The following is a 9,502-nucleotide window of genomic DNA, read 5'->3' as shown; positions in this document are numbered from 1 at the left end:
TGTGCGCCGAGGTGATCGCCTTGCCGGGCCCGGCCGACCAGGGCGATCTGGCGCTGGCGTACGTGTTCGCCGCAGAACCGTTCCGGCCGCGCAACGCCGTGTCGGGCGTCCGAACCTACTGGCGAGAGCCCGGCCTTCCGTAGTCGGACGGGGCCTGCGGCACGCGTCGCGCGGTGCGGCGGCGCGGGTTGGTGAACTGGGTGGGACGACGGGATGCTTCGCTGATCGTCGTCCGCTGTCACGCGAACACAGGGGTGGTGGCCGCCCGCACCGGGCGGCCACCACCGTCTGCGGGTGCCGCGTACTGGTTCAGATCAGCCAGCGGTTCTTACGCACGATGGGCAGGCTGCTCCACCAGCGGCCCAGGCCCCAGGTGTGGCCGGCGTGGGTGAGTGCGGCAGTGATGGCGGTGAGGGCGTAGATGACGTGGTAGTCGACGAGCGGGTTGGTCGAGCCGCTCGGCTCGCCGGCGTTGGTCTGCTGGGCGAGGGGGAGTTCGGCGAGCCACATCATGGCCATCATGAGGGTGGCGGCTCCGGCGGCGATCCGCATGCCGATGCCTAGGATCAGGGCGACGCCGATGCCGAGCAGGCCGAGCATGAACAGCCAGTCGGCCCAGGCATGTCCGGCGATGGAGTGGAAGAAGCTCTCCAGCGGGCCGGTCTCGACCGAGGACAGGAAGCCCTTGGTGGGGGAACCGCCGTTGATCCATGCGCGGGCGGACGGGGTGGCGTAGCCGAGGCCGAAGGTCTTGTCGAGGAACGCCCACAGGAAGACGAAGCCTGTGCTGATGCGCAGCACGGCGAGTGCCTTGGCGGCACCCTTGGTGATCATGGGACCGGGTGCCTTGACGGTTTCGAGGTGAACCTCAGAGTCCCGGCCGACGGCTGCCATCACTGCCTCCTTTTATTGATTGCTGTGTCTATAGACTGCGCTTGTTCGGCAGGGTGGCGCCGGTGTCCAACCTCCTGTCGCGGCGGGACCAAAGTCCTTTCGCTGCGGGGGCCGAAGTCGAGAGGGCGTACACCGGACGCGGACGGGCAGCGGGGGAGGGAGGAATCCCGGCCCCGCGGGGCGAGACGGGTGCGCTCGGCGTTCAACGATGCCTGCTCTGACAAAGCCGGCTTGATCGGTGTGCAGGGGGCCGGCCGTTCGTCGCGGGTCCGAACTCCTGGCGTGACGAGCTCGCCGTTGCGGTCGGCGGGCGGATAGTCGTGGGGAAACCGGGCGAGGATGCTTCGGCGGGGTGATGCGGCGCCGGCGGGAACCCGCCCGGCAGGGGCGACGCCGCAGTCGCAGGTTTCAGGGCAGTCTGGCGGCTACGGGGACCAGGGCCTCGCTGACGTCCCGGCGTGGGGTGAGCCGGCCGGCTTGTCCATAGCCGAGGCGCAGGGCCAGTTGGGGATAGCCGGAGCGGCGTAGCGAACGGCGGAGTTGTTCGCGGGCCGACGGCACTTCGATCGGCTGAGAGATCATCGAGGCGGACAGGCCCGCGTCGGTGGCGGTGAGCAGGACTTTCTGCAGGGCCTGGCCAGCGAGGATCTGATCGTATCGGCGGTCGGCGGCGACACCGAGGATGCCGACGAGTGGTTCGGGTTCGTAGTCGCGGCCGGCGGCTCGTCGCCGGTCGTTGAAGGCCCGCTGCGGTAGCAGGTCCTGTGGTTCGGTGACCGTCGCGTCGGCGAGGGAAGGGACGCCGTCGGCGGCGCTGTCCGCATCGGTCCAGGTGATCATTTCGGCCTGGTAGTGCAGGTCGCGGCGTAGGACCCGGTCGGCGCTGTGGGCTATCTCGGAGAATCCGGTCAGGGCGGTCATCCCGACGAGCAGTTCCAGCCAGGCGTGTTCGCTGCGGGCTGCGTCGAGCAGGCGCACGCGGACGTCGGCGGGTACCGGGTCCGGCCAGAACGGCGCCCGATGGCTGTGCCGGCGGGCGATCGCGGCGAACAGATTGCGTTCGGGATAGGTTGCGGGCCGTGGCGGGCCGGGGGTGAGCCGGGCGATCAGGTCGGGCTGGTGGGAGTCCGGGGCCAGCACCACATCGGCGGGTCGGCTGATGACCGCCAGCGCGAGGCGCGCGTTGTAGGTGGCCGCCCCGCACGCCAGCCGCATCGCCCAGCCGCCGGAGTCGGCCACCTGCAACTGGCGCGAGGTGTCGGCAAGGACCTCGATGGTGCCGTCGGCCAGCCGGAACCGCCACGGCTGGCTGTTGTGCAGCGACGGCGCACGGATCCCTGCCGAGGCCGCCTTGAGCAGGTCGGTGCCGCCATAGCCACCCATGCTTCTGCCTCCTCTTCCTCCGATCGGTCTGCGTGGTCGACGCTCGGGCAGCGACCCGGACTGTTCCGGGCGATTGGCCGTGCCTTCAGCCGCTCAGACAGGCACGGTGTGGTGTTCACGATTCGTGGACGTCGACGGTGCCTGCGAAGACTTTCGCCTGAGATATCGAACCGGCCGCTGAGCGTCGCGGGGCCGGATGCGGTGACCTGTGCTGCCCTTCGTTCCACGGTGCACGCCATATGATCCTGCGGTTAGGGCCGGAAGACCTGTCGTTGACGAGATCGAAACGCCGCCCTGCTCGATAGCTGCCTGGCGATCACCGGGCGGGCCCTTCACACGCGGGGATCTCTGTAGCGGATCGCCGCGCACGCGGTGGAGGACTCAGATGGCGCCGATGGCCCCGGAATGCAGGATGACAGGCTGAGGCTGCCGTGGATGTTGGAGGTGGGAGCCCTCCGGTGGCAGGCCGGGGCAGGGGTCCCACCCGGGGCCGGTTCGCCGCCGGTCGCCGTGCTGCATCCGTGACCGGCAGCGGTTAACGCGGAATCTCGTCCGGCGGCGGCGACGTCAGGTGTGGCCGCTGTGGACGACCGCTACGGTGCAAGCGCTGCTACGCGGAAGATACTGGCTGATCGAGCCGAAGGGCAGGCTGCGCACGGCGCCACGGCCTCGGCTGACGACGATGAGCAGCTGCGCGGTTCTGGCCGCGATTAGTGCGGCGGCGGGATGGTCGACGACGGCCTCGGCGCGCACCTGCAGATTCCACAGCAACAACACGCCGGCCGACTGTTCGACACCGAAGACCGCCGTGAGTTTTAGTTGATATCGTCCGCATTTACGACATTCGGCGGTCAGGCATTAGAACATGTGTCACCGTTTTCGGTGATAGTCGGCGCTTCAGCCTTGGGTGACGTGGCGAGGGGCATCTGCGTGGATGTCTCATGTACTCGTGACCCTGCACCCGAAGGCGGCCCTGCTACGGCGAAACGCCTCGCGGAGAGGATGCGTGGGTCGTTTGTTCGGCAGTTCCGGTCTCGCTGGCGGTCCCCGTGCTCGCAGTTGAGCCGATCGGCGCGGCCTTGGAGTTCCGCCTCGACCTGTCCGCAAATGGGGCAACTTGCCCACTGGTGGCGAGAGTCGGCACTCGTGAGTATCGATCTGGGACTCGTCGTGTAGCGGGCCTTGTTTCCCATGTTTCTCGGGATCGGGGACTTCCTCCGAAGTTGTAGAGCACCTGCCTCGCCACTCGTCCGGCAGTGCCGGATCTCGTTGGGCTCCGGTTCACCCAATGTTGACCGAAGGGCTGGTGTGGCCCGAAGCGGCATCGCACCGACGCCTCAACTCGCAGGCATTTTTAGCACGTATGATCGAATGGCGTGCTACGGTTCACCCGATGACGCAGATATCAAAGGGCGACAAAAGTGCACTCCTGGCCCAGATCAGCTCTCAGCAGCAACGGGTGTTAGCCGTCATCCAACAGTGGGTTGAACGTTGCGGTTACCCACCGACGGTTCGAGAGATCGGACAGGCCGTCGGCCTGAGCTCTCCGTCCGCGGTCACTCACCACCTCGATGCGTTGCAGCGCCACGGATTCCTGACCCGGCAATCGGGGCCGCGTGCCATACGGTTGCTGGTCACCGCCGCCGGCCCGCAGGCGCCGGCGGAGATTCAAGTCCCCCTGTTGGGCTCCATCGCCGCAGGAACGCCGATCCTGGCTGACGAGTCGATCGAGGACTGGATTCCTCTACCGGCCATGATGACCGGGAAAGGCGTGCTGTTCGCACTCCGCGTCAGAGGCGATTCGATGATCGACGCGGCGATCTGCGACGGTGACGTAGTCGTGGTCCGGCAACAGCCCGACGCTGAACAGGGCGACATCGTTGCGGCACTGCTTGACGACGAGGCCACTGTCAAGCAGTTCCGCAGAGACGGAGGCCATGTGCAACTCGTACCGCGTAATCCGGACTACCCCATTATCGATGGTGATCACGCCACCATCCTCGGCAAAGTGACACTCGTACTGCGGCAGCTGTGAGCGGAAGGCCCAGCAATCCGGTTGCGCCGCAATCGCGGTCGCGGCGCAACCGGTCGTCGTGATCATGTTCGCGGCTGGCGACACCAACGGCTTATGAGTTCTGACTGCGGCTTGGTCGGTCAGTCCTTGACCCGGGGCCACCCGTTAGCCGCTGCACTTCAGCCAGGGCTCGGGCGCCGGACGGCAGCGCCGTGATGGCTTGGCGGCGCCTGCCAGGCATTATGGACTGGGCTGAATCCGTCCGCATCTCACGGTCGGGAACTGTGGAAACATCCCACGCCAACGCTGGTCAGCTGGCCACCGCAGCGGCGATCCCTCACTGCCCCTGAGCCTCGATCCACCGACGCGGTTGGCGTCGTAGTTCGGTGAATGGCTTTCGGCGCTGGCCGGTTCTGGGAATGCCGAAATCGCCGATGGCGTGATCGGCTTGCTCCTGGGTGCGGTGAGTCGGGGTGGAACGGGTTTGTGGGCCTGTGGGCGGGCCACCTGATTTCAGTGGTTTCGGGATGTTCAGGCGGGTGTGGCCCGGACGGCGGTGAACAGGTTTTCGAACGCTGCCTGCCAGGGCCAATGCTCGGGTAGGTGCAGGTGAACAGTCCGGGCTCGGTGCGCGAGGCGGGCGGCGACGTTGATGATCCGGGTCCGGATCGAGGCGGTCCTGGCGTTCGCGTGGGCGCCGGCAGCCAGGTGCCCGGCGGTGCGGGTGAGGTTGTGCGCGATGGCGGCGCAGGTCAGCCAGGCGTCGTTGGCGGAGAACCGGCCGGACGGAAGGTGGGCCAGTGGTCCGGCGATCAGATCGGCGTTGACCTGCTCGATGATCGCGTGCTGGCGGTGTTGGGCTTCGGCTTGCACGAGGGTGAACGGGCTGTCGGTGAGCACCGCGTGATACCGGTAGGCCGCGACCAGTTCGCTCTGGCCGGGAACTTGGGTGGGATCGTCGCGACGGATCCGGCGCACGATCAGCCGGGCGGTGACGGCGTGGCGGGTGCCGGCGAACGCGGTATACGTCGTTTCGGCGATCTGGGCGTCGGAGATCCACCGTCCGGCGTCCTCGTCCCAGACGGCCTGCGGATATGCGATGTCGATCCACTGGTCGTCGGCGATGCTGTCGCAGGCGGTGCGGATCTTCGCGTCGATGCGGGTGGTGACCGAGAACCGCACCCGGCGGCGCCGGCATGCGGTGATGACGGTCTTGGCGTAGAACGCCGAGTCGGCCCGGACCACGATCTCGCCGGTGGCGCCGCACGCGCGGGCGGTGGTGATCGTCTCGGCGATCATGCTGGCCGCGCCGCGGCCGGAGCCGGCGTTTCCGCTGCGTAGCCGGGTGGCGGCGATCACCGGCGCGGTGAGGGGTGTGGAGAGGGTGGCTATGAGCGGGTTGTAGCCGCGCAGCATGACGTTGTAGCCGCCGACCTTGGCGTGGCCGAACCCGGTGCCCTGTTTCTGCTTGCCGTAGATCCGGCGCAGCATCGAGTCGATGTCCACGAAGGTCAGCGTGTCGGCGCCGGCCAGGATCGGTGCCCGGCGGGCCAGGCCGATCAGGGTGTCGCGGGCGGCGGCCTGCAACTGCCGGACATGGCCGTGGGTGAAGGTGCGCAGGAATGAGCCGAGCGTCGAGGGCGCGTACACGCTGCTGAACAGCGAGCGCATGCCGCCGTGCCGGGCGATGTCGAGGTCGTCGATGCTGTCCGCTCCGGCGAGCATGCCCGCAACGATCGTGGCGATCTTGCCGGCCGGGTTGACGCCCTTGCCGGTCGGCAACGACACCCGGTCGGCGACCGCGTCATGCAAACCGGCGGCCCGGGCCAAGCGCATCACCGGAACCAGCCCGGCACACGACACCAGATTCGGATCATCGAACGTCACGGCCGTCACCGGCTCGTCATAGCGTAATCTCACCTGCGAGGTGCCCTCTCGGACCGGCGGAATAGAAGCGTCAGAACTCCTATCCTCCCAGTTCAGAGGGCACTTTCTATCTACTGGGGTCTCGTCATCTCAGCATTCAGCGGTGGATCGAGGCTGAGGGTGCCGGGACGCCAACTGCCTCTAACTGAAAGCGCCCAGGTGCGTCACCTGCCGGGGTGAAGACCGGTGTGAACTCGCTGGGAACTCACGCGTTGTAGGGCGGGTGAGACGAACAAGGCTTCGGTCGTGCGGGCGGCCCGGCCCAGCAGGGTCGCCTGGGCGCTGACACCCGCATCGATGTCCAGCCGGTGGAGCCCGAGCGTCCGGGGTAGCGGCCGGCCATAGGTCTTCTCACCGGTGTAACCGTCGTAACTGAGAATGTAGGCGATTCCGCGGCTGTTGAGCCGGGTCAGTTGCCTCACGAACTCGCCGAAGTCGAGTCCGGCCACGTACCGCTGGTCCCGGTTGCCGCTGGTGCCCTGGTAGGGCGGATCCATGTAGATGACGTCCCTGGCAGTAGCCGCCGCGAGGATGTCCTTGTAATCGACGGAACTCAGTGTCGTCACGCCGCGGAGGAGCCCGGAGGCGACGGTGACGTGCTTGCTGACATAGGCCGGTCTGGCCCCGGTCCGGCGTTTGTCGGCGCTCTGGTTGAACCCACCTTCGGAGTTGTACCGGACGGCAGCCTTGACACAACGACGCAGCAGGTACATCAAGGCCGGCGAGGTCGGCCGCCGGTTGAACGCCTCCCGCACCGACAAAAACGTGGCTCCCGGATCGGCCAGACCACTCTCCCAGATGACCCGATACGCGGCGACCAACTCCTCCGGCCGGTCAATGATGTCCGACAACAGGCCCATCAACGGAGCGTTGAGATCGTTGAGTAGAACGGTGTCGGCCCGGCCGGCTGTGCGGGCGGCGAGCGAGACCGCGGCGGACCCCGCGAACGGTTCGATCAGTCTGGGCACGCGCTCGGGCAGGAGCGCCACGATCTGTGCGGCGATCACGTGTTTGCTGCCCTGATACGGGTAGGGCTGCGGAACGAAACGGCCTTGGGTCGGCATGCCGGGGAACGGTCCGGCGCCGATGAGATCTGGCTATCAGCCTCGGGAGCAGGTGGGAAGCGATCCGAGACCCGGTTGCATCGAAGACCGATGTGGGTGTCAAGCTGAAGTCCCAGGAGATCTTGGACATCAGTGCTTCACGACATGCTTGACGGATTCAGGACTCGCTCGGAATGATCTTCAATCTGTGACGATCGATCAAGCGGATCGACTCGGCGACGACCTGAGCTGGCAGGTCACTCATTGGCACCGTGCGGTGCTGCGAGTCCTCGCCGGCGTGCCGGTGGCCCAGGTCGTTCGCGAGGCCGGCGCGTTTCGGTAGCTGCTGTACTCGTGGCTGGCCCGCTGCGCGTCCGACGGACCGGCCGGGCTGGCCGACCGGTCTCGGCGCCCGGACCCATCGCCGACACGGATGCCAGCCGAGACCGAGGCGCTGGTCTCGTTGCGTTCCCGCCGACTTTGCGTGGTCAGACACGTTCGCCGGTCACCGCTGGTGCCCGTGCACCTGCGGTGGGGGCGTGGTGGTCAGCGCTGGTGGCGCGGCGGGCGTGCTGTTCTGCCGCAGGGCGGCCTGGTACTGCTCGGCGCGCAGCAGCGCGCCGATCTGCTCGAGCAGCAGCCCGTCGTCGTGCAGGAACCGCACGCGAACCTGGCCGGAGGCGGGGTCGACGCCGAGGATCGAGCACGGCAGACAGCCGATGCCCGTCGGTAACGTCAGCACCACCGACGACGTGTGGTTCGAGTCCTCTGCAGCATTGTCGACGAGGTCCAGGAGGAAATCGCTGCTGGCAAGCGGATCGGTGACGAGCAGCGCGCCGGTGAGTGAAAGGTCGGCGGTGTGGCCGGAGAGAACCCGGCCGGACGGAGCTATCACGCTGGCCATCAGTTGCACCGGCAGCCGGACACTCAAGCGTCGTTCGACGCCGGATACCGACTCGTCGACCCGAATGTAGACACCCGGCGCCACCGGGGTCGGCGCGACGACCACCGTGCCGGCGGCGTAGCAGCCACGACCGTCCTGAGTCCACTGGATCTGGGCAACGGTGCCGGGTGCAACGGTCACACCGTCGATGTCCATGACGAGCAGATCTCCAGGGCAGCGCGACACCCTGCCCGTGAACGCCAGGCCTTCGTGAAACGACACGTGCACTTCCGGGACGTTCCACGGCAACGGCTGCTCATGAACCTGATCGACCTCGGCTCGTAGGAACCCCCAAGTCCGTGTCATCACCGTGGTCCTTTCGTTGGCAGCGGCTGATCCTGCTGGCCGCGATTTGATGTGGTGATCGCAAGGCTGAACCCTGCGGCGTACAGGTCACGTCTGCCTGACGCGGCATAAAACAGGTGGCCAGCGACCGATCGGGCGTTCGGCGACGACGTTCAGGGCGGCGGCCAGGCCCCTGGGCGGTGTCCCGTGTCGATTCGTTGTGGTGGGTCGGCCGGCGGGGTGTGGTGCGGCAGGTCGTTGGTGACTGCGGTCAAGGCCGGTCCTACGGCGCTGGTGAGCAGATGATGGCCGGTACGGCAGCAACATCGCCGTCCCGGCGCGACAACTGAACCTTTCCGGCCAGGTCATGACCAAAGTCCCGAACTACTCGAAAATGCCCTCCTGCCTTTGTGTCTGGCCGGATGGATTGCGATCTGGATCGGCACCGGCGCAGCGCAACTGAAACGCACCACCGCAGCCGGCGGGTCGCCGGCCTCGGCCTGGCACCAGGTTGGCTCGATGCCAAGCCCGGAGTACTCCATCGTCACCGACGTGAACTCACCCGTCAGCATCATCTCCACAGCGGTCATGGACAGCGTGAACCGCTGAGTTGACTGATCGGACAGCTGCGGTCCCGGTGACTGGTGACGATCACGAGGCCCGCAAAGTGATGCAGTGGCGGGAAGAACCGGACGGCCAGCGTGCTGTCTGACTGACGAATCCGATCGCGGCCGGCCGATGCGCAGATGGTCGATGACTCGGAACGGACCTGCTCAGCTCCGGCGGCGGGGTGACACATTTGTTGCCCCGGCACGTCGCCGAAGCCAGAAGCGGGGCGGCGGGGCGCAGCCCTCGCCGGGCGGGCCAAGCAGTCCTGGCTCGAGGCATACTACCGTCATCGGGTCGACATGTTTCTTCTGCTCGAGCAGCCGGTGGGGGGGGGCGGGGGGGGCGCCCCACCCGAACCCCCACGTTGGGCAAAGGCGCGGCGCCCGGCCCCCGGTACGGGAACAA

General features: G+C 67.3%; 8 protein-coding genes and 1 pseudogene. 3 read left to right on the top strand and 6 right to left on the bottom strand.

The features are described from left to right. Nucleotides 1–309: 309 nt before the first annotated feature. The 3 genes from AB0E94_RS51970 to AB0E94_RS51960 all read right to left on the bottom strand — a co-directional run bounded on the left by AB0E94_RS51970 (nt 310) and on the right by AB0E94_RS51960 (nt 3,054). Nucleotides 310–834 carry a hypothetical protein gene (locus AB0E94_RS51970; RefSeq protein WP_360344139.1) on the bottom strand — a complete coding sequence of 175 codons (525 nt, stop codon included), beginning with the start codon at nt 832–834 and terminating at the stop codon, nt 310–312. Between the two features lie 468 nt (nt 835–1,302). Beyond that, nucleotides 1,303–2,277, bottom strand: coding sequence for a nitroreductase (locus AB0E94_RS51965; protein ID WP_360344133.1), 975 nt, complete (start codon nt 2,275–2,277; stop codon nt 1,303–1,305). Between the two features lie 567 nt (nt 2,278–2,844). Beyond that, the gene (locus tag AB0E94_RS51960; RefSeq protein ID WP_360344130.1) at nt 2,845–3,054 is read right to left on the bottom strand and encodes a universal stress protein; all 210 of its coding nucleotides are present in this window, start codon (nt 3,052–3,054) and stop codon (nt 2,845–2,847) included. 616 nt (nt 3,055–3,670) lie between these two features. On the opposite strand from AB0E94_RS51960, the gene lexA reads away from it, so the two are divergent. Further along, nucleotides 3,671–4,312, top strand: coding sequence for a transcriptional repressor LexA (lexA, locus tag AB0E94_RS51955; RefSeq protein WP_360344136.1), 642 nt, complete (start codon nt 3,671–3,673; stop codon nt 4,310–4,312). 510 nt (nt 4,313–4,822) lie between these two features. On the opposite strand, the gene AB0E94_RS51950 is transcribed toward lexA, so the two are convergent. Continuing rightward, the gene (locus AB0E94_RS51950) at nt 4,823–6,211 is read right to left on the bottom strand and encodes an IS1380 family transposase (RefSeq protein WP_360344127.1); all 1,389 of its coding nucleotides are present in this window, start codon (nt 6,209–6,211) and stop codon (nt 4,823–4,825) included. Nucleotides 6,212–6,381: 170 nt separating this feature from the next. Beyond that, nucleotides 6,382–7,281 (bottom strand): DNA adenine methylase, encoded by a 900-nt coding sequence (locus AB0E94_RS51945; RefSeq protein WP_360344124.1) that lies wholly within the window; start codon nt 7,279–7,281, stop codon nt 6,382–6,384. A 187-nt stretch (nt 7,282–7,468) separates the two neighbouring features. Here AB0E94_RS51945 and AB0E94_RS51940 point away from each other — a divergent pair, with 187 nt between their 5' ends. Continuing rightward, nucleotides 7,469–7,603, top strand: coding sequence for a hypothetical protein (locus AB0E94_RS51940; protein WP_360344121.1), 135 nt, complete (start codon nt 7,469–7,471; stop codon nt 7,601–7,603). Next, nucleotides 7,604–7,738 (top strand): annotated as a pseudogene (locus AB0E94_RS51935) (leucine zipper domain-containing protein); the annotation flags it as partial. It lies immediately after the preceding gene. 27 nt (nt 7,739–7,765) lie between these two features. On the opposite strand, the gene AB0E94_RS51930 reads toward AB0E94_RS51935, so the two are convergent. After that, nucleotides 7,766–8,452, bottom strand: coding sequence for a PilZ domain-containing protein (locus AB0E94_RS51930; RefSeq protein WP_360344118.1), 687 nt, complete (start codon nt 8,450–8,452; stop codon nt 7,766–7,768). Between the last annotated feature and the right edge of the window lie 1,050 nt (nt 8,453–9,502).

The sequence above is a fragment of the Actinoplanes sp. NPDC026670 genome (genome assembly GCF_040638175.1).
GTDB lineage: Bacteria > Actinomycetota > Actinomycetes > Mycobacteriales > Micromonosporaceae > Actinoplanes.
Note: the sequence above shows the minus strand (reverse complement) of the source record. Positions and strands in the feature narration are given on the sequence as shown.

Coding starts and splice junctions, on each gene's coding strand:
- AB0E94_RS51970 (WP_360344139.1), bottom strand. CDS start 834: ATGATCACCAAGGGTGCCGCCAAGGCACTCGCCGTGCTGCGCATCAGC.
- AB0E94_RS51965 (WP_360344133.1), bottom strand. CDS start 2,277: ATGGGTGGCTATGGCGGCACCGACCTGCTCAAGGCGGCCTCGGCAGGG.
- lexA (WP_360344136.1), top strand. CDS start 3,671: ATGACGCAGATATCAAAGGGCGACAAAAGTGCACTCCTGGCCCAGATC.
- AB0E94_RS51945 (WP_360344124.1), bottom strand. CDS start 7,281: ATGCCGACCCAAGGCCGTTTCGTTCCGCAGCCCTACCCGTATCAGGGC.